General features: G+C 70.9%; 21 protein-coding genes. 11 read left to right on the forward strand and 10 right to left on the reverse strand.

The window, feature by feature from the left end:
- Positions 1 to 100 precede the first annotated feature (100 nt).
- Entirely contained in the window at positions 101 to 838 is a 738-nt protein-coding gene (locus ACFYV1_RS04540) for an SAM-dependent methyltransferase (protein ID WP_389393854.1), read from the forward strand.
- Between the two features lie 135 nt (positions 839 to 973).
- Here the strand turns inward: ACFYV1_RS04540 and ACFYV1_RS04545 are convergent, their stop codons facing one another.
- Complete coding sequence (locus tag ACFYV1_RS04545; protein WP_389393855.1) at positions 974 to 1,627, reverse strand: hypothetical protein; 654 nt, start codon at positions 1,625 to 1,627, stop codon at positions 974 to 976.
- A 224-nt stretch (positions 1,628 to 1,851) separates the two neighbouring features.
- On the opposite strand from ACFYV1_RS04545, the gene ACFYV1_RS04550 reads away from it, so the two are divergent.
- On the forward strand, positions 1,852 to 2,397 hold the full coding sequence (locus ACFYV1_RS04550) for a M23 family metallopeptidase (protein ID WP_389393856.1): 546 nt from the start codon (positions 1,852 to 1,854) through the stop codon (positions 2,395 to 2,397).
- 89 nt (positions 2,398 to 2,486) lie between these two features.
- On the opposite strand, the gene ACFYV1_RS04555 is transcribed toward ACFYV1_RS04550, so the two are convergent.
- The 6 genes from ACFYV1_RS04555 to ACFYV1_RS04580 form a co-directional block, all read right to left on the reverse strand.
- Complete coding sequence (locus ACFYV1_RS04555; RefSeq protein ID WP_389393857.1) at positions 2,487 to 3,467, reverse strand: alpha/beta fold hydrolase; 981 nt, start codon at positions 3,465 to 3,467, stop codon at positions 2,487 to 2,489.
- Between the two features lie 342 nt (positions 3,468 to 3,809).
- Positions 3,810 to 4,133 (reverse strand): hypothetical protein, encoded by a 324-nt coding sequence (locus ACFYV1_RS04560; RefSeq protein WP_389393858.1) that lies wholly within the window; start codon positions 4,131 to 4,133, stop codon positions 3,810 to 3,812.
- Between the two features lie 78 nt (positions 4,134 to 4,211).
- The gene (locus tag ACFYV1_RS04565; RefSeq protein ID WP_389393859.1) at positions 4,212 to 4,664 is read right to left on the reverse strand and encodes a MerR family transcriptional regulator; all 453 of its coding nucleotides are present in this window, start codon (positions 4,662 to 4,664) and stop codon (positions 4,212 to 4,214) included.
- Positions 4,661 to 5,032, reverse strand: a complete 372-nt coding sequence (locus tag ACFYV1_RS04570; protein WP_389393860.1) for a hypothetical protein — start codon at positions 5,030 to 5,032, stop codon at positions 4,661 to 4,663. Before ACFYV1_RS04570 ends, ACFYV1_RS04565 begins: the two co-directional genes overlap by 4 nt.
- Before the next feature lie 145 nt (positions 5,033 to 5,177).
- Positions 5,178 to 5,615 carry a VOC family protein gene (locus ACFYV1_RS04575; protein WP_389393861.1) on the reverse strand — a complete coding sequence of 146 codons (438 nt, stop codon included), beginning with the start codon at positions 5,613 to 5,615 and terminating at the stop codon, positions 5,178 to 5,180.
- A 102-nt stretch (positions 5,616 to 5,717) separates the two neighbouring features.
- Positions 5,718 to 6,353, reverse strand: coding sequence for a helix-turn-helix domain-containing protein (locus tag ACFYV1_RS04580; RefSeq protein ID WP_389393862.1), 636 nt, complete (start codon positions 6,351 to 6,353; stop codon positions 5,718 to 5,720).
- Between the two features lie 89 nt (positions 6,354 to 6,442).
- On the opposite strand from ACFYV1_RS04580, the gene ACFYV1_RS04585 reads away from it, so the two are divergent.
- From ACFYV1_RS04585 to ACFYV1_RS04595, 3 genes are all read left to right on the forward strand, one after another.
- Entirely contained in the window at positions 6,443 to 7,069 is a 627-nt protein-coding gene (locus ACFYV1_RS04585) for a class I SAM-dependent methyltransferase (protein WP_389393863.1), read from the forward strand.
- Positions 7,059 to 7,607, forward strand: coding sequence for a DinB family protein (locus ACFYV1_RS04590; RefSeq protein WP_389393864.1), 549 nt, complete (start codon positions 7,059 to 7,061; stop codon positions 7,605 to 7,607). The genes ACFYV1_RS04585 and ACFYV1_RS04590 overlap by 11 nt, the downstream gene beginning before the upstream one ends.
- Before the next feature lie 167 nt (positions 7,608 to 7,774).
- Positions 7,775 to 8,146: a hypothetical protein gene (locus tag ACFYV1_RS04595; RefSeq protein ID WP_389393865.1), complete on the forward strand. Its 372-nt coding sequence runs from the start codon at positions 7,775 to 7,777 to the stop codon at positions 8,144 to 8,146.
- A 403-nt stretch (positions 8,147 to 8,549) separates the two neighbouring features.
- Here the strand turns inward: ACFYV1_RS04595 and ACFYV1_RS04600 are convergent, their stop codons facing one another.
- Positions 8,550 to 8,813 (reverse strand): GlsB/YeaQ/YmgE family stress response membrane protein, encoded by a 264-nt coding sequence (locus ACFYV1_RS04600; protein WP_389393866.1) that lies wholly within the window; start codon positions 8,811 to 8,813, stop codon positions 8,550 to 8,552.
- Positions 8,814 to 9,449: 636 nt separating this feature from the next.
- Here ACFYV1_RS04600 and ACFYV1_RS04605 point away from each other — a divergent pair.
- The 5 genes from ACFYV1_RS04605 (at position 9,450) to ACFYV1_RS04625 (ending at position 14,377) form a co-directional block, all read left to right on the forward strand.
- Positions 9,450 to 9,560 (forward strand): keywimysin-related RiPP, encoded by a 111-nt coding sequence (locus ACFYV1_RS04605; protein ID WP_311688311.1) that lies wholly within the window; start codon positions 9,450 to 9,452, stop codon positions 9,558 to 9,560.
- Positions 9,561 to 9,587: 27 nt separating this feature from the next.
- Positions 9,588 to 11,444, forward strand: coding sequence for a lasso peptide isopeptide bond-forming cyclase (locus tag ACFYV1_RS04610; protein ID WP_389393867.1), 1,857 nt, complete (start codon positions 9,588 to 9,590; stop codon positions 11,442 to 11,444).
- A gap of 148 nt (positions 11,445 to 11,592) precedes the next feature.
- A complete protein-coding gene (locus tag ACFYV1_RS04615; protein WP_389393868.1) occupies positions 11,593 to 11,847 on the forward strand; it encodes a lasso peptide biosynthesis PqqD family chaperone in 255 nt (84 codons plus the stop codon).
- The gene (locus ACFYV1_RS04620; RefSeq protein WP_389393869.1) at positions 11,844 to 12,278 is read left to right on the forward strand and encodes a lasso peptide biosynthesis B2 protein; all 435 of its coding nucleotides are present in this window, start codon (positions 11,844 to 11,846) and stop codon (positions 12,276 to 12,278) included. Before ACFYV1_RS04615 ends, ACFYV1_RS04620 begins: the two co-directional genes overlap by 4 nt.
- A 290-nt stretch (positions 12,279 to 12,568) precedes the next feature.
- On the forward strand, positions 12,569 to 14,377 hold the full coding sequence (locus ACFYV1_RS04625) for an ABC transporter ATP-binding protein (protein ID WP_389394571.1): 1,809 nt from the start codon (positions 12,569 to 12,571) through the stop codon (positions 14,375 to 14,377).
- Between the two features lie 209 nt (positions 14,378 to 14,586).
- On the opposite strand, the gene ACFYV1_RS04630 is transcribed toward ACFYV1_RS04625, so the two are convergent.
- Positions 14,587 to 15,057: an SRPBCC family protein gene (locus ACFYV1_RS04630; RefSeq protein WP_389393870.1), complete on the reverse strand. Its 471-nt coding sequence runs from the start codon at positions 15,055 to 15,057 to the stop codon at positions 14,587 to 14,589.
- Positions 15,054 to 15,431, reverse strand: coding sequence for an ArsR/SmtB family transcription factor (locus ACFYV1_RS04635; protein ID WP_389393871.1), 378 nt, complete (start codon positions 15,429 to 15,431; stop codon positions 15,054 to 15,056). The genes ACFYV1_RS04630 and ACFYV1_RS04635 overlap by 4 nt, the downstream gene beginning before the upstream one ends.
- Before the next feature lie 229 nt (positions 15,432 to 15,660).
- Between ACFYV1_RS04635 and ACFYV1_RS04640 the strand changes: the two genes are divergently transcribed.
- Positions 15,661 to 17,961, forward strand: a complete 2,301-nt coding sequence (locus tag ACFYV1_RS04640) for a SpoIIE family protein phosphatase (RefSeq protein WP_389393872.1) — start codon at positions 15,661 to 15,663, stop codon at positions 17,959 to 17,961.
- The last annotated feature ends 2 nt before the right edge of the window (positions 17,962 to 17,963 follow it).

The raw sequence follows: 17,963 nt of genomic DNA on the forward strand, positions 1-17,963 counted from the left end.
GGGCCCGGTGAGCGCGTGCCGCGCGTGCGGTGCGCGCCCCGTGACCGCTCCGGGAGAAATAGGGGTGCGTGCCGGCAGCCGGTCGTGGCACTCTCCGCCGGTGAACCGAGAACTGATCTCACGACGTGCCCACGCGGATCATCCGATCGCCGCTCCGCTCCACGACGACTCCGTACGCCGCTTGCTCGAACGTGCCGTCCCGCAGGGCGAGGGCCGGGTGCTGGACCTCGGCTGCGGCGGCGGGGAGTGGCTGCTGCGCGCCCTCGCCGCCCATCCGCACCTGAAGGCCGAGGGCGTCGACATCTCCGAGGCGGCGCTCGCCCATGCCCGCGAGGCCGCACGCGGCCTCGGTGTGGAGGAGCGGCTCGCCCTGCACCACGAGGACGCCACGGCGTTCGTCGCCCCTCACCGGTTCGACCTGGTGATCAGCGTCGGGGCGGCGCATGCCTTCGGCGGTCTGCTCGGCACTCTCGCGGCGGCCCGCAAGCACCTGGCCCCTGGAGGACGCGTTCTCGTGGGTGACGGCTTCTGGATGCAGGAGCCGTCGCCGGAGGCCGTGGAGATGCTCGGGGAGTTCACCGACCTGCGGGCCACGGTGGACCGCGTCGTCGCCGACGGCTGGACACCCGTCCACGGGCACGTCAGCACACGCGACGAGCTCGACGACTACGAGTGGTCCTGGACGGGCTCCCTTGCCTCATGGGCGCTGGACAACCCGGCGGACCCGGACAGTGCCGAGGCGCTCGCGGCCTCCACCGTGCACCGTGACGAATGGCTGGGTGTCTACCGGGACGCGTTCGGCTTCGTGTGCCTGACACTTCGACGGGACGCCGACTGACGGGCGCCGTGCGACGGCCCACTGCCGGGCCGGACGGCGACTGCTCGCGCCACCGGCGCGACGGCCTCGTCCAGCCGGCTCGGGTGGGGGCGGCTCAACGGCTCAGTGGCGGGGCCTGTCCCGGCGTGCGGTCCGTCAGGCCGGGTAGCCGATGGCCTTCGCCGTCTCGACGACATCCGAGAGGGTGACGTCAGGGTTGAGCCGCGCCACCACGTCCCGCGTCAACGGGCCCTGATCGTAAATGTGGCGCACGGCCTCGAGGTCGACGGTCCGCTCGTAGTAGTCCTCGGCGAAGGAGCGGAACGCGTCCGGGGTCGGATCGACGAGGCATCTCAGCATCCAACCGGATCCGTCGGGATCCGCATGGTCGTCAGGGAAGTCGATCCGGCCCGTGTGCCAGCGGTCGTCGCCCGGCTCGCGCCACAGGCAGAACGTCACACGGGGTATGCCGTCGTCCGTGAACGCCGGCCCTTCCACACACGACCGGAAGACCTCGGGCACATGGTCGAGCACACCCGGCCAGACGGTGTCGTCGGCGTACGGACTCATCGGCGACTCGTGGTCGAAGCCGCGAAGGCAGGCGCCCGCCGGGGAGAAGACGACGTCGAACTCGCCCCCGCTGCCGTCCCGCATGGAGAAGACCTCCTCCGCCTCGGTCCAGCCGGCGCCAAAGGAGTAGTACCGGTAATCGCCACGGTTCAGCACTGCCTCCGCCATGGCGATCGATTGGCACAGCTTCCGCAGGTCAGGTATGCCGGGCAGCTTGCCGGCGACATCGTGAGCAGTCATGCGCCCATCCAAGCCCAACCCACTGACAGCACATGCGGGGGGCGGCCGGCTCCGACGCGGTGACGGTCCGCCCCGCGTCGACCGCGGTGGCGCCCCGCGTCCGTGATTATTCAACTTCCTTGTTTTATGCAGCAGTTGAAGGGCAACGTTGTCATCCCGGGCTGAAGGCGGGCCCGGCACGCCCAAGCGGACACGAGAACGGGAGACACACAGTGAGACATGGTGTGAGGACGACCCTGCGGAGACTCGCCGCGGCCGCGAGCGCGGTACTGACAGTGGCGGGGCTGGGCCTGGCCGCGGCCCCACCGGCCGCCGCGGCCGACTACTACTACGAACTCCCCTACCCGGCGGGTGAGTCCTACATGGTCACCCAGGGACCGGAGGGCACCTACTCGCACACCGGCCCCTACAACGAGTACGCCTGGGACTTCGGCCTCCCCGCGAACTACGAGGTCTCCGCCGCCCAGGGCGGCACCGTCCTGATCTCCGACTGGTCGCCGTACTGGCAGAACGGCATCGAGGTGATCATCCGCCACTCCAACGGACGCTGCACCCACTACGCCCACCTCAACCGTGCCATCTACAACACGGGTGACTGGGTCCCGCAGGGCCGCGTCATCGGCTGGTCGGGCGCCACGGGCGCGGCCAGCGGGGCCCATCTGCACTTCCAGGTCATCGACTGCAACAGCCGCGTCGGCATCCCCGCCACGTTGCAGGGCTGGACGCCACCGACCGGATCCTGGCCGGTGAGCGTCAACTCGCGCGCCTGACGTACCCGAAAGCGGCCCCCGCCTCTTTGTCGCGGTCGGCGATCCGAACGCCGACCGCTTCCCGGCGCGGGTGCCAACTGGGAGCGGTTTCAGCCGGGCAGAGCGGCGAGCCAGTCGATCAGCAGCCGGTTGATCTCGGCGGGGCGCTCCTGCTGGATCCAGTGTCCGCAGCCGTCGAGGATGTGCGAGGAGACCAGCCCCGGCAGGGTGGCTGGGTACGCCTCGATCGCGTCGGCCATCCAGGTGGTTGAGGCGTCCAGGCTGCCGCCGACGAACAAGGACGGCTGGGGGAGGGGCTCGCCGTCGAAGCCGGTGAGCTCCTCCCAGTCCCGGTCCATGTTCCGGTAACGGGCCAGCGCCCCGCTCATGCCCGTCCGCTCGAACTCGCCCGCGTACACGTCGAGATCCTGCTCGCTCAGCCAGGCCGGCAGCGGCCCGGCGGGGAACCGGTCACGCAGCGACCCGCCCCTGCCGACGAAGTGCGGGCCCGGTGCGCCGGGCGCGGCCATGGTGTCGGCGGACAGGGCCGAGTAGAAGCCCGCGAGCCAGCCCCGCACGTCGGGCTCGATCTCGGCCTCCGCCCGGCCGGGCTGCTGGAAGTAGGAGACGTAGAACTCCTCGTCCCCGCCCATCTGCGCGAAGACCTGGGTGGGCCTCGGCCCGCCCCGGGGCGCGTAGGGGACACTGAGCAGTCCCACCGCGCGGAAGACGTCCGGCTCGACAAGGGCCGAGTCGGCGGCGATCGTGGCTCCCCAGTCATGGCCGACGATCACCGCGGACCGTTCGCCCAGGGCGCGCACCACCGCCACGTTGTCCTCGACCAGCTCCAGCATTCGGTAGGCCGCCGCGTCCATGGGCTTCGAGGAACGGCCGTAACCGCGGACGTCGACGGCGACCGCGCGGTACCCGGCCGCGGCCAGGGCCGGCAGCTGGTGGCGCCAGGAGTACCAGGACTCGGGGAAGCCGTGCACGAGCAGCACCAGCGGTCCGGTGCCCTGTTCCACCAGGTGGATCCTCCCGGCGGGAGTGGGGACAAGGCGGTGCGTGACGTCCCTGACCTGCTGTGACATGGCTCCTCCAAGGGGCTCTCGATCAGCCGTACGTCAAGATCGGCTTCCCAGGGTGCGGGAGCGACGTGGGGCAGGGCGAGGCCAGTTGCCGTTCCGGCAAAAACATCGCAGCCTCACCGGCCGCGCGGCCTCTGTTGGTGCCCGTGCCCGTGCCCGTGCTCATGCCCGTGCCCGTGCTCATGCCCGCGCCTGTGCCCGTGCCCGTGAGCGTTCAGCGGTACATCGGCGCGGTCGAGGAGCGCCGTCATCTCCGTCGTCGGCAGCACCGGATTCGCCGCCGCGGCAGCGGCCACCTCAGGGTCGTCCAGCAGCTCCACCAGCCTCCCCACCGGCAGCCGCCGGTCACGGGCAGCGGCCTCCCGCACCCTCGCGACCGGGTCCCGGCTCAGCCGCTCGCACGAGTGCGGGCGTCGCGCAAGGGCCACGCAGGACCAGTGCTCGGGCTCGTGGGTCCGCCGCATCCGCGAATCGCGTCGCGAGGCCCGCCGACGGGAACCGCGGCTTGGACAGCAGCATGCCGACGGCCCGGTGGGTGCCGTGCAGATACAGGTCGAGCAGCAGCTCGGCCGGGGCCTGCGGGTGGTGCTCGGCAAGCAGCAGGCGTACGGCGAAGTCCTTGTCATCGGCCAGCAGTTCGACGCAGTCGTCCGGCAGCCCCGGACACACCGCCGCGCTGCGCCGCAGCCAGATGTCCGCCGGCTGGGGCCGGCCGCGTGCCGTTCGCCCGTGGTCCGGGGCGGCCCGTCATCCTCCTTCGTCGCCCGGAGTTTCGGGAGGCCGCTGGGCGAGTCCGGTGAAGGGGATGGGGCAGTGGTCCGTCGAGGCGCAGACGGTCAGGTCGTCGCAGCCGGCGTCGAGGGCCGCGGCCAATGTGGTGCGCATGGTGGTCAGGTCCGCGATCCTCGCGTCGACCTCGGCCAGCTTGTCAGCCGCGCGATCCCGCAAGCCGGCGACGGGGCGCCCGTGGCGGTGACGGCCCGCCGCCATCAGCTCGGCGACCTCCTCCAGAGTGAACCCCAGGCGCTGGGCAGCCTTGATGACCCGCAGCTCGGTCACCGCCTTGTCGTCGTACAGGCGGTGACCGCCGCTGCTGCGTCGCGGTTCGGCGAGCAGCCCGCGCCGCTCGTAGTAGCGCAGGGTCTGGATGTTCACTCCCGCCGCCTCGGCGACCTGGCCGCTGCGCAGGCCGACGCTCACCGCGACACCTCTGCGGCACCGGTCCGTACGGCGGCACCGGTCCGTACGGCGAGGGCATCCAGAACCGCCTCGTGCGCCGCGTCCACTGAGACGTCCAGATGGATCCGGTCCTCGGCCGGGGCGACGGTGAAGGAGAAGAACGAGCAGCAGCCGCTCTCACGCTCCACCAGGTCACGAAGCTCCTCCTCGACGTCCGGCCCGTCGGCCAGTTCGAGGCGGAGCCGGAGCGGCTCGGGCCGGGACAGTGCGGTCAGCCGCCCGGCCAGCAGCGCGTCCCACTCGGCGACCCGCAGGGCCCGTTCCTCCGTGGGCAGCGTGCAGGACCGGGGCACCCACGCGAGATCACGCATCGTGCTCACTCCCGTCATCGTGTCCCCCGCATCCGGGGAACACCTCCGACGGTAAACCCGTACCCGGGTACCGCTTGCAACATCGGTCACACAGCCGCACCGGCTCCGGACCCGGTCGCACCGCCGGCGGGGCCGGCTCGCCGGGCAAAGGGGACGGCCGGTGTCAGACCAGGCAGAACTCGTTGCCCTCCGGGTCGGCCATCAGTACGTGATCGGGCTTGCCCCGCAGTTCGTCCTCACGGACCACGGTCGCCCCTGCGGCGGTCAGCCGCCCAACCGCCTCGACCACGCGCGGCCATCGCACCTCCCACGGTGTCCCGCGGCCGCCACCGGCCTGTATGTCCAGGTGCAGGCGGTTCTTCACGACCTTCGCCTCCGGCACCTTCAGGATGGACAGGTCGGGTCCCACCCCGTCCGGATCGCAGAGGTACGCTCCGTCGTCCCACTCGTCCTCGGGGACGTCGTGGTGAGCAAACCATTCGTCCCAACTCCCGAAACCCTCTGGGGCGGGTTTCTTCGTATAGCCCAGTGCCAGCGCCCAGAATTCGGCCGGCCTCGCCGGGTGCGAGCAGTCGATCGTCAAGCTCCGCCTGGTCGCCATGGGACCTCCTCTGCCGGATGCGTGGACACTACCGCGCACCTCTGACACTCCCGGGCGGCTGCCTGCGGCTGCGTGCGCCTGCCTACGACTGCCTACGGCTGACTATGAGGGCCGCCGTTCTTCCCGGAGTTCACCGCGGCTCTCGGTCCGGGACAGCCGATCGGCGTCGGTGTGCACATGCGCACGCACCCCTTGGAGGCCGAACAGGATGAGCAGCTCGACCACGCCGCCGTCGGCACTGCCCAGCCAGTGCGGCAAGGACGTGTCGAACTCGGCCGCCTCACCGGTCGGCAGCGTCATGTCGCGCTCGCCGACCACGAGCCGCAGGCGTCCGTCGAGCACGTAGAGCCATTCGAAGCCCTCGTGGGTCTGCGGGGTCGGTTCGAGTGGTCTCGGCCGGGCGGGGATGATCATTTTGAACGCATGCACTCCGCCCGGCCGCCGGGACAGGGGGACGAAGGTCATGCCGAAGCGTGTGATCGGTTTGAGATGGATCCTGGGGTCGCCGGTGCGCGGGGCGCCGACGAGGTCGTCCAGCGGGACGTCGTACATACGGGCCAGCGGCAGCAGCAGTTCAAGGCTCGGCCGTCGCTGCCCGCTCTCCAGCCGGGACAAGGTGCTCTCCGACACGCCGGTCGTCGCGGCGAGGGAGGCGAGGGTGATGCCGCGGTCACGGCGCAGCGCACGCAACCGCGGACCGACAGCGTCGAGCACGTCGTCGTCCGTCCGGTGATCCATGAGGCCATCTTGCCATTACCGCAAGATTTCGTGCCGGATCGCGATGGTGCCGACAAGACTGTGCGCATCCACCGACACAAGGAGTCCTGATGAGCACCACGGATGCGGTCGAGTTCTGGGACGGCGTCTACGCGGCCCGGCAGGCAGCCGACGGCCCGCAGCCGAATGCCCGTCTCACCGAGGCGGTGACGGGCCTGGCACCCGGTTGTGCGCTGGACCTCGGTTGCGGCGAGGGCGGCGACGCCCTGTGGCTCGCCGGCCAGGGGTGGCACGTCACCGCCGCCGACATCTCGGCCGTGGCGGTCGAGCGGCTCGCCGTCCTCGCCCGCTCGCGAGGCCTGGGCGACCGCGTCAGCGCCGTGCGGCACGACCTGCACAAGACCTTTCCGCCCGGCGAATTCGACCTGATCTGCGCCCATTACCTGCACACCCCCTTCGACCTGGACCGGGCAGCCGTCCTGCGCGCGGCCGCGCACGCACTGCGCGCGGGCGGGCGGCTGCTGGTCGTCGACCACGGTTCGACCGCGCCCTGGTCGTGGAACCAGGACCCCGACACCCGGTACCCGAGCCCCCGGGAAGTCGCCGCGGACATCGGGCTGGACCCGGAGACATGGACGGTCGAGCGGGCCGACGCACCCCGCCGGATCGCCACCGGACCGGGCGGGCGCACCGCCGAGGTCACCGACCACGTCCTTCTCATCCGCCGTGCCGCCTGACGCGACGACCGGCCCCCGCGAACGTCAGGAGACTCCTGCGCCCGGCACCGGGCGCCATGACCGCCGTCGTGACACCCCGCCGCCCCGGACCGGAAACAGCGAGACCGAGGTCCTGCGCGGATTCCTCGACCACCTCCGGGTGTCGATCGCCGCGAAGGTCGACGGCACCCCCGAACCGCTGGTGCGCACAGGCGCGGTGCCGTCGGGCACCAACCTGCTCGGCCTGCTCACCCACCTGACTTTCGTCGAGCGCTCGCTGTTCCTCGGGGACGAGGTCACCGACTGGCAGGCGACGTTCCGTGCCGCACGGACGGACAGCGTGGCCGATGTCCTGGCCCGCTACCGCGATGCCGTCGAGCGCGCGAACGGTGTTCTCGACGGGTGCACCGATCTCGGCGCACCGGTCCCTCGACCGCGAAGGGGCCGCCCTGCTCCCAGCATCCGCTGGGCACTCACGCACATGATCGAGGAAACCGGCCGTCACGCGGGCCACGCGGACATCCTCCGCGAACTCGTCGACGGCTCGACCGGCCGCTGATCCCCTTCCCCAGCCCCTTCCCCTTCCCCTTCCCCTTCCCCTTCCCCTTCCCCGGCTCGGCCTCGGGTCCGGCCTGCCGACGGACCATGCAGCCGGGGCAGTCAGGGGACTCCGGACACGGCGTGGCGACTCGCGCCAGGAAATCGAACAGGAGTATGGTTTCGGGCATGGCCGAGACCGAGTTCCCCGACGACCTGCGCGCCGCGCAGATCCGCCTGCATCAGGCCACCTCAGAGCTGGCCGCCCTCTGCCGCGCCTTGCCGTGGAGCGTTGAGCCCATGCCCGGCTGGCCCGGAACCGAGCATCCGCACACCGGGGAGATCACGGGCGGGCGCGAGGACAGTCCCGGCTGGAGCGAAGAGCAGAAGCGAGCGGTGAAGCGGCTGCGGATGGAGTGCACCGACCTGTCGGTCCGTATCGCGGCGCACCCCTACTGGGAGTCCGTCGAGAGCGGGAAGCGGGTCGAGGCCCGTCAGGAACTGAAGAGCGGGACGAGGTCGACCGTGACGCCGAAGATCGACGTCACCCGGGCCGCGTAGTCCGCTGTCGCTCGCCCAGTCGCTCGCCCGCTCGCCCGGTCCGCGACCGCGCGCGTCCCCGTGTCCGCCGCCGAAGCGGCGGCATCCGGCCTCGAGGACTTCGTCGACCATCTCGTGGCGCGGGACGGCGACTTCGCGTACTGGCGCTCGTCGGCCGGCACGAGAACAAGCAGGGCAACGGCTGGGCGCTGCTCCAATGGGACTCCGCCGGCCGTCGTATCGCGCCTTCGACGGCGACGACTGGCGGGCGGGCGCATGGGGCCGGCTGATCGGGGCGCAGGGCCGGACCCGCCCCGTCCCTCCCGCCGACCGCTGGTCCGTGCTCGGGCCCAGACCACGGCGACTTCGCCGGCCGCTCGTGTGATCAGGCTGAACGGGCTGAACGGGCTGAACAGGCCCGCGGTCAGCGAAGGGCCTTGACGCGACTCAGCGCGGCCACACCGGCCGCGGCGAGGGCGATCTGGATCAGCCACTGGATCCAGTCGACACCGTCGGTGTCCGCCACGCCGAGTGCCGTGGCGAGAGCCGTACCGATGAGGGCGGCGACGATTCCGACGACGATCGTCCACAGGACGCCGATGTGCTGGCGTCCTGGTACGACCAGCCGCCCGAGTGCTCCGATGACGATGCCGATCACGAGTGCGCTGACGAGGCCGGATATCTCCATGGGACGTCCCCTTAGGGTCGGTTGAACGTGTGGTCGGCCTACGAGTGCCCTCCGCGCCCGGCTTGACGCCTGCGGTACGCGCGACGGCCCAAGCCGACGTTCAGGCACACGTTGGCGCACACGTCCACGCACACGTCCACGCACACGTCCACGCAGCGGGGTGAGCACGGCGGTACGCGCGGTCGTGGACGGTCCACGAGCGCCGACGATATGACGATGCGCCAGTCGTGGTTCGCCTCGAAGGTGAACGCAAAGGGAGCGCGGCGGACGGCGAGTGCGCCGGGGCGGCGACCTGGCGTGGATTGTGAGCCCCCTTCCTCCGCACGGGTTCGTGCACGAAAGGGAATGCAGCTCTAAACGTTTCTTCTTGCCGACGTGCCGTGTGCTTCCATGAGGGTCCGTCTTCATGTTTGAGTCGTGATGACTGCATTTTGTTCCATCGCTTTCGAGTTAGTCATAAAATCTCGCTTTCCCTTGTGGTCTTGCGCACCCCAATCCCCTCGCCGTTAACGTCCTCGTATCGCTTCGCTTCCTGTTCCCGGCTCCCGAAGAGCCTGGACGCAGGTGGCCGGCAGGCGGCTCGCCGCCCGTCGGCCACCAGGGAAGACGAGACGAAACCCGCATCAAGGAGAAGCTGTGAAGAAGGCTTACGAGGCGCCGACTCTTGTCCGGCTGGGATCGTTCCGCAAGAAGACCGGACTTCTGCAGCGGTCCGGAAACGACCGCCTCATCCTCAGCAAGAACTGACGGCCCACGGTTCGCTGAATCGAAGCCATGACTGAACTGCACGAAAGTGCGGGTCCGGGCCCCGGCGACGCGCATTTCGCAGTCCTTTCGGACTGCGCGGATGCCGCCGCCGTGGCCCGCTCCTTCCTCCGCCAGGGAAGCCGGACCCTTGCACACGCATCGGGCCGCCCCTGGCTGGTCGGCACCTGGCACGACTCCGAGGTCGTCACCGCCCGAGCCGGCTCGGCCGCCATCGCCGTCGTCGGCTGCTGTCCCGTGAGCGCCGCCGAACTGGAACGCCACGCCGGCCGACTGCGTGATCTCGCGGAACTCGACGCACTGGCGCGAGAACTTCCCGGCAGCTTCCACCTGGTGGCCGAGCTCGACGGCCGGATGAGGGTCCAGGGCACCGCGTCGGGTCTCCGGCTGGTCTTCCACGCCACCGTGGACGGTGTGGAGGTGGCGGCCACCAGTGCCGACATGCTCGCCGCGGCCATCGGCGCCGATCCCGACGAGGAGCAACTGGCCCTGCGGCTGCTGTGGCCGGTTCCCCACCCGCTGGCAGAGGCATCGGTATGGCGCGGTGTCACGGCCGTGCCCCCCGAGGACGCACTCGTCGTCGCCCCGGACGGACGGACCGTCCGCCGGTCACGATGGTGGACACCGCCGGAACCGGTGCAGGCGCTCTCCGACGGTGCCCCCGTCGTGCGCAGCGCCCTCGTCGAAGCCGTCGGGGCTCGAACGGACCAGGGAGGCGTCGTCAGTTGTGACCTCTCCGGAGGGCTCGACTCCACGTCGCTCCTCTTCCTGGCCTCTGGGTCGAAGACGAAGCTGGTCGCCAGCACCTGGCCCGGGCGCGATCCGGCCGACACCGATCTTCAATGGGCACGGAAGGCCGCCGGGTTCCTCCCCGACGTCGACCACGTCGTCTGGGACGCCGACGCCTCACCGCTGGTCTACGAGGATCTCCTCGGCATCGACGACCTGCTGGACGAACCGACGATCGGCGTCATGGACCGATCAAGGGTCCTGCATCATCTGCCCGGACTGGCGGCGCGCGGCAGCAGACTGCACATGACCGGCATCGGCGGCGACCACGTCGCCTGGTGCTCCGAGGCGTACTACCACCGCCTGGCACGTACCCGGCCGCTGTTCGCCATGCGGCAACTGCGCGGGTTCCGAGCCCTGTGGCAGTGGCCGCTCGGCGGCATGCTGCGCGCCCTGGCCGACTCCCGGCCGTACGGGGCGTGGCTGGCGGACTCGGCGCACCGCCTGCGGGACCCGCTGCCACCGTCCGTCGGCAGCGGCCTCGGCTGGGGGATGCCGCCACGTCTGTTCGACTGGGTGACCCCGGAGGCCGAGCGGATGACCCAACGGGCGCTGCGCGAGGCGGCGGCGACAGCGCTGCCCCTGCACCGGGACCGCGGGCTGCACGCCGACCTGGAACAGATCCGGTCCTGTACCCGCATCATCCGCCAGTGGGACCGCATGGCGGCCCGTGCCGGGCTGCCGATGGCCTCGCCGTTCCTCGACGACCGTGTGATCGAGGCGTGCCTGGCGGTCCGTCCCGCGGAGCGGGTGACGCCCTGGCAGTACAAGCCCCTTCTGACCACCGCCATGCGGGGGATCGTGCCGGACGTGTGCCTCGGGCGCACCAACAAGGCCGCCGCCTCCATGGACGCCTCGAACGGGCTGCGCGAGCACCGCGGCGACCTGATGGCCCTGTGGGAGGACTCGCGACTGGAGAGCCTCGGCCTGGTGGACGGTGCGGCGCTGCGCCGACTCGCCCAGCGACCCTCGACGCCTGGACTGCGCGACGCGATCCTCTACTCGACGATCGCCTGCGAGGTGTGGCTCCGTGGGCTGCCCCGAACCACGGCGACACCGGTACGGGCCGGCCCGTGACCCGGATTCCGGGGGTGGTCCCTTGCCGGACCGCCCCTCCCGGCCCGGCCTCTCCGTCTCCTCCCCGTTTTCCCTACTCGTTTCCCGTCCCTCACGCAGTCAGGCACTCAGGCCCTCAAGCACTCAGGCTCAGGAAGGTACGTACCCCATGGCACTGCGGTTCGGCGCCGACGTCTCCACCGCGGAGACCGACTACGGCACGGTACTCCTGGACGAACGCAGCGGTACCTACTGGGAGTTGAACCCCAGCGGCACCGTGGTGATCAAGACGCTGCTCAATGGCGGCGACGAGGCCGCCGCCATCGACGCCCTCGTCGGCGAGTTCGACATCGACAGGGACCAGGCCGCGAACGACGTCGCCGCCCTCGTACAGGACCTGCGCACGACCGGGCTGGCCGCATGACGACACCGAGCGCGCTGGAGCGTCCGGCGGGAGTGCCCTTCACCCGACGGATCGCCGCCAGGCTCGTCCTCCTCCCGGCCGTCCTGCTGTCCCTCCTCCCGCCACGCAGGGTCCGCACCGTGCTCGGCGTCCTGTGCCGTGGAGCGACCCCCGCCACCGCGGAACAGGCCAAGAACGCGCGGGACGCGATGTGCGCGGTGAGCCTTCGCTGTGCGGGGCCGCGCGGCTGTCTGCCGCGCTCCCTGGGCGCCGCGCTGCTGTGCCGACTGGGCGGGCACTGGCCGACATGGTGCACCGGCGTCCGCGTCGTACCCCCCTTCACCGCCCACGCCTGGATCGAGGCGGACGGCCGGCCCGTGGACGAAGGTGTGCCGGACGACTACTTCACCCGGCTCATCGCTGTCGCCCCGTCGAGGACACCGAACTCATGAAGGTCACTGTGCCCGGCACCGAGTCGGACGCGAAGGGACATCCGCCCCCGCGGAACCCACCCGCGGACGCACAGCCGGACGGAGACGTGCACAAAGCCGCAGGCGTGCGGCCGGGCACGAGCGCCGACGGGAGCCCCGAGGCCGAGGAGAAGGCCCGCGGGGCCGCCAACGGTTCCGCGGACGGTTCCGCTGACGCGCCCGAGCGCACAACCGGAGGGGCGCGCAGGACGGCCCGACACGCTCGGAGACCCGCCGGGCGCGAGCGGTCCACCCGTGCCGCCGTCGCCACCATGTACCGGCTCACCGCCGAGCACAGGGCCTCCATCGTCGTCGCGACGGTCCTCACCCTGGGCGGTTCCGCCCTCGGGCTCGCCCAGCCCCTCGTCGCCAAGCACATCGTGGACGCGAGCGCCCACGGCCAGGCGTTCTGGCCCCTGTTGCTGCTCCTGGGCGGACTGTTCGTCGCCGAGGCGGCCACCGGCGCGTTCGGGCGGTTCGTCCTCGAGCGCATGGGAGAGGGGGTGGTGCGAGGGCTGCGCCACAGCCTCGTGTCGAGGCTGCTGCGACTGGAGATGAGCGAGTACCAGCGGCACCGGAGCGGTGACCTCGTCTCCCGTGTGACCGCCGACACCACTCTGCTGAGGGAAGTGGTCGCCCAGGCACTGGTCGATCTCGTGACCGGCGCTCTCGTCGCGGCAGGGGCGATCGTGCTCATGCTGTGGATCGACCCGCTGCTGCTGCTCCTGATCACCCTGACCGTGGCGGCGGCGGCCGCGGTCGTCGCCTCGCTCCTCAAGGGAATCCGCGCCGCCTCCGAACACATGCAGAACTCCGTCGGTGCGATCGCGGCCGATCTGGAACGGGCGATCGGAGCGCTGCCGATGGTCCGTGTTCATCGCGCGGAGCAAAGAGAGGCGGCGCGCATCGGCGAGCGTGTCGAAGCGGCGTACGGCGCGGGCGTACGGACCGCGAGACTCGCGTCCGTGATGAGCCCCGCCGTGGAGCTCGCCGTCCAGGGATCCTTCCTGCTCGTCCTGGTCATCGGCGGCCTGCGGGTCAACGGGAACGCCAACTCCCTCGGCGATCTGGTCGCCTTCCTGCTGTACGCCTCCTATCTGGTGCTGCCGCTGTCCTCGGTCTTCCGCGCAGTGGGCTTGATCCAGCGGGGCATGGGCGCCTACCAGCGCATCGAGGAGGTACTGGGTCTACCCGCCGAACCCGCATCGCCGGCGCAGGTGCCCACGGCCGGTGCGGTCCGAACCTCCCCGCCAGTCCTGCGTCCTCCCGGCACCGCCGCCATGTCCAAGGCCCCGCCCCCATCCCCGTCCCCGGCCCTGGCATTCCGCAACGTCCGCTTCGCCTACACACCCGACCGGCCGGTACTGCACGGAGTCTCGCTCACCGTTCCCCACCGGCAGCAGGTCGCTCTCGTCGGCCGGTCGGGCGCGGGCAAGAGCACGGTCTTCGCCCTGGTGGCCAGGTTCTACGAGCCGGACTCCGGATGTCTGCTGTTCGACGGGCGTCCGGCGACGGGGATGAGCCGCGCGGAATGCCGGGCTCGCATCGCGATGGTCGACCAGAACACCCATGTGGTGGACGGCTCGTTGTGGGACAACATCACGTACGCGGTCCCGGACGCCACCGAGGCAGAGGTCCGGCGGGTCGTCGAACTCGCCCAGCTGGACACCCTGGTGCGGCGTCTGCCCGGCGGACTGGCCTGCCTGCTCGGCGAACGCGGCGGGACCCTGTCCGCCGGTGAGCGGCAACGGGTGGCCCTGGCCCGCGCCCTGCTCGCCCGCCCCGCGCTGCTCCTGCTCGACGAGCCCACCTCGCACCTGGACGCCGTCAACGAGAAGGCGCTCACCACGGTGATGAACGACATCACCGAGGAGTGCTCCGTACTCGTGATCGCGCACCGGCTCTCCACGGTGCAGCACGCCGACAGGATCGTCGTGCTGGAGGACGGGCGCAGCGTGGCCTGCGGACGTCACGAGGAACTCCTGTCGACGAGCCGCGCCTATCGCGAACTGGCTTCCGGCCAGATGCTCCGTCCCCCCGGCCGGGGCCGGGGGGAGGACGAAGGTGCCGGTGCGCCGTGACCTTCTCCGGGTCGGCGGCAACCCGCACGGGGGCGGTCGGAGACCGGCCGTCGGAAAGAAGGCGGGGTACGAAGGCGGGGTACGAAGGCGGGGTACGAAGGCAGGGTACGAAGGCGGGGTACGAAGGCAGGGTACGAAGGCGGTGGTAGGGCGTCGGCCGAGCCCGCGCTCGAGTGGCCGGGGCCGTGGTGCGGGCCCGCACCGGCGGGTCAGCCGGCCACAGCGGTGAACCGGTCCAGGGTGCCTGCCCAGCCGCCTGGAGATCCGAAGACCTGCCGCATCATGGCTGCCTGGTCCCCGTACTGCTCGAGGTGACGGTGCGTCAGCTCGACCCGTGTGCCCTCGCCCTCCGGGACGAAGTCGATCTCGACCTCCGTGACCAGGGACGGATCGTGCTGCCACTCGGCGTTGATCTGCCACACCAGTACCACGCGTCCCGGCGGCTCCCACCTGGCCACCTCTCCCCAGACACATTCGCTTCCGTCGACGCCACGCTCGAACCAGCGCCCGCCCTCTCGCGGCTCGACGACGACCTCGGCGATGTCGGCCTGTCCGATGGAGTGCTCGGGCGGCCAGAACTCCGTCATGCGACCGGTGAACAGCTCGAAGGCCTTGACGGGGCCGAGCGGGACGATCACCGAGCGGCGGACGACGACCTCGTCGGTGGACTGGGATGTCATGTCGGTTCTCCTTCGGACGATGCCGCCTCCGATGCCGCTTTCAATGCTGTCTCCGAGGCGGCTTCCGAGGCGGCTTCCGCCTCGGCGAGGGTGGTGAAGTTGTGCAGCGTGGTGGACCACAGGCTGTCGAGGTATCCCCGCAGCGCGTCGACGCCGGCCGGATTGATCCGGTAGAGCCGGCGTGTGCCCGAGACGGACTCCACGACGAGCTCGGCCCGCTTCAGTACCCGCAGATGCTGTGAGACCGCGGGACGCGAGATGGGCAGCTGCTCCGCGAGCACGCCCACGGCCAGTGGTCCGTCCATGAGCCGTTCGAGAACGGCGCGCCGTGAGGCGTCGCCCAGGGCGTCGAGCACATCAGCAGCGGAAGCCATACCCGTAAGTCTCCGCTTACGGTAAGCGTAAGTCAACCGTAAGCTGTTACTTACGGTCTGCCCGGTTGTGCCGGGTCGCTTCCTTGTGCGGTCGCCTTTCGGCGGGGTGACGATGAGAGAACGACACCGGCGGCCGAAGTCTCCGGCGCGCGCGGATCAGGAACGGGGCGGCCACATGGTCAAGGGCCCGGCAGACCGGCAGCAGAGGGGTCACGGGAACCCGGAGGGCATGCTCGACGAGCTCACGATCCGTAGAGTGCTGCGCAGCGAAGACCCGGATGGCCTACTGCGAGAAGTGATGCGGGCCGTGGATCCCGGCCCCGGCAACCGTGTCGTGCGCGGCTCCCTCTACCGCACCGAGAGCTCGGGCGTGCTCCGGCTGGTGGCATCGGCGGGGATGAGCGAGGCGTGGAGGGAGCGGAACCACGTCGTCCCGCTGGACGCCGATCTGCCCGTGGCGCGGGCCGTGCGGCACCACGAGCCGGTGCACTCCGCGACGGCACCGGCCGACGCGTCGGTGGCGGCCGTCATCCCCTTCGTCGTGTATCCACTGCTGCTCGGCTCCCGCTGCCTCGGTGTCGTGTCGTTCAACGTCGTGGACCTCGTGGACGACTCCGCCGCGGAGGACCCTGCGGCGGCCGCCGGTGCGGCGGACGGCCTCGCCGCGGCCCTCGGCATGACGGACGAGGCCGGGCGCCGGGCCCTGTTCACGCTGGTGTCCCTGTGTGCCCACCGGTTCGACGAACTGGTGCCGCAGAACGGGACCGCGGCGCACGACGAGAGCCGGCGCGCGTTGCGTCCCAGGCCACTGCCACCCCTGCCACCGCTGGCCGGCAGCCGTACCACCATGCTCGAGATGGCCATGTCCAACGCCGGTATCGGATCCTATGACTGGGACTTCGACTCGCACAAAGTGTTCTGGGACGAACGCCTGTGCCATATGTTCGGCATCCCGCCCAGCGAGTTCGACCACCGGATCGAGACGTTCTACGCGGCCGTCCATCCCGCCGACCGCCACCGGGTCGACTCGGCCCTGGCCGACAGCCGCCGGACCGGCCGGTACGCGGTGCGCTACCGATTCATGCGCCGAAACGACGGCGCCGTGCGATGGCTCGACACGGAGAGCCGGATCATCTTCGACACCGAGGGCGAGCCGCGGGGCATGGTCGGTATCGCCCGTGACTGCACCGAGGAGCAGACCCGCGACGAACAGCGCCAGGCCCGCGACGACTTCACGACCAACGTCACCCGGGCTCTGACCGCCGCGTCTTCCACCGACGACATCGTCGAGGCCGTGGCCGGCACCGTACTGCCCGCGCTCTCCGCCGACCGTATGGCGATCTTCCTGCGCTCCGATGCCGACGTGATGCAACTCGTCGGCTATCAGGGGTTCGACGACGAGCAGGTCATGAGGTTGCGCCAGGCGGGCAGGATCACTCCGGACATTCTGGCCGTCGCGTCGCTGATCGCGGGCGAACCGCTCTTCATCGGTTCGCGGGAGGAGTTCCACGCCCGCTTCGGGGCGGTGTGGCCGACGCTGAGCCCCGGCCTGCACGCCATGGTCCTCCTGCCGCTGTCGACCCGCGACGGGCTCGTCGGCGTCTGCGTGATCGTCTTCGACCGGCCCCGGGCCTTCACGTCCGACGAGAAGGTCCTGGTCACCGGCTTCGCCGGCACCCTCGCGCAATCACTGGCCCGAGCCCGGCACTTCGACGAACGCCGTGCCCAACTGCGCGAGCTCCAGAGCCTGATGCTGCCGAGCAGCCTGCCCCCGCTGCCGGGCCTCGACGTCCTGGTGCGCTACTGGCCCGGCTCGAACGGCCTTGCCGTCGGCGGCGACTGGTACGACGTTCTCCCGATGCCCGACGGCCGTGTCGCGCTCGCCATCGGCGACGTACAGGGGCACAGCGCACGCGCGGCGGCGGTCATGGGCCAGCTGCGGGTCGCAATGCGCACCCACGCGGCCGACGGCCACGAGTTGTCGGCGCTGATGTCCGCGGCCAACCAGAGCCTGTGCGACATGGACACGGACCTGTTCGCCACCTGCTGCCTGGTCGACATCGACCCCGGGAGCGGCATGCTGCGCATGGTGCGCGCAGGTCACACCCACCCCATGGTGCTCAGCCCCGAGGGCCTGATCTCCAGCCTGACCGGACCCGGAAGCCCACCGCTCGGCCTGTTCGCCTACGAGGACGACGACTATCCCGTCACCGAGGCGGTCCTGCCCGCGGGTGCCACCCTGCTTCTCTACACCGACGGCCTGGTCGAGGTCCCCGGCATGGACTACGACGACGGCGTGGCGGAACTCGCCGAACACCTCGCCTTCTGTGCCGGTACCGCCGACGCCCCCGGTGGTCTGCTGGATCTGGACGAGCTCGCCGAGCGGGTCATCGCCCCCGTGGCCGTCAGCCCCTCGCACACCGACGACATCGCGGCTTTGCTGGTCCGCCGGCGGCCGGAACCGACCGGATCGGGGACCGTGGCCGGGTCCGACTCCGAGCCCTGGACCGGGACCGGGACCACGGGCTGAAT

This window comes from Streptomyces sp. NPDC003023, from assembly GCF_042888225.1.
Taxonomy (GTDB): domain Bacteria; phylum Actinomycetota; class Actinomycetes; order Streptomycetales; family Streptomycetaceae; genus Streptomyces.